General features: G+C 39.4%; 1 protein-coding gene. It reads left to right on the forward strand.

Annotated elements, in window-relative coordinates; translation table 11 throughout:
• Positions 1–434, forward strand: a 434-nt coding sequence (locus AB4135_RS17100) for a four helix bundle protein (RefSeq protein WP_371994674.1), incomplete at its 5' end; no start/stop codon positions are given.
• Positions 435–864: the final 430 nt, after the last annotated feature.

Consider the following 864-nt stretch of genomic DNA (forward strand, 5'->3'; position numbering starts at 1 on the left):
AGAAGGTACGAGCTGAGACGGTACGAGCTGAGACGGTACAAGCTGAGACGGTACAAGTTGAGACTATACCAAAGATGAATAAAATGAATTTCAGAAAGTTGGAGATCTGGCAACGCGCTTGTGGTCTTAGTTGTTCGAGCTATGAGATTACGAAAGAGACGCGTGATTTCGGGTTTAAAGATCAGATAACGAGAGAGGGACTGTCTATACCGTCAAATATCGCAGAAGGAGTAGAGCGGGAGTCAATAAAAGAGCAAATTCGGTTTCTTTATATATCTAAAGCTTCTGCAGCGGAAGTGATAACGCAGTTGACCATAGGCATTAAGATTGGTCATCTATCAGAAGAGCGAGGTGGGAAATTAATCAAGGAAGCTGAGAGTATTATGATGATGACCGCAGCGCTTATCCGCAAAAAGAAAATGTTGTTAAATTAAAACACTGATAGGTTTTAATATATACATTATTCACGACTTTATCTGACACTCAGCTTGAAGAAGTTGAGAGCCAATACAACTATTTCTGTATAAATCGAATATGGAGTTTATGTTTTCTGACTATTGCTATTTTTTTTGCTGCCCTGTCCATAAAGTGTTGTTTCATCCTAATTCGACGGTCTTGACATTTATCATTATTCAGTTGGTTTCTTCTGTTTTTAAACCGTTTTAACTGGATCTGCTTTCATCGTCTTTTATACCAATTAGTATAAAGATTTGATCGCTCAGCGAGAGTTTAGCGGCTTTGAGGTAAGGTCATTAAATGCTCCTCGGTAACTGCTCCTGCGTTACTCTACCTCCTATATCCATATAGTCGTGCATTAATGACATTCACCACGTCCATGTGGTTCGCAATGAATGAAGAGCATAG

It is taken from the genome of Shewanella sp. 10N.286.54.B9 (genome assembly GCF_041468565.1).
GTDB lineage: Bacteria > Pseudomonadota > Gammaproteobacteria > Enterobacterales > Shewanellaceae > Shewanella.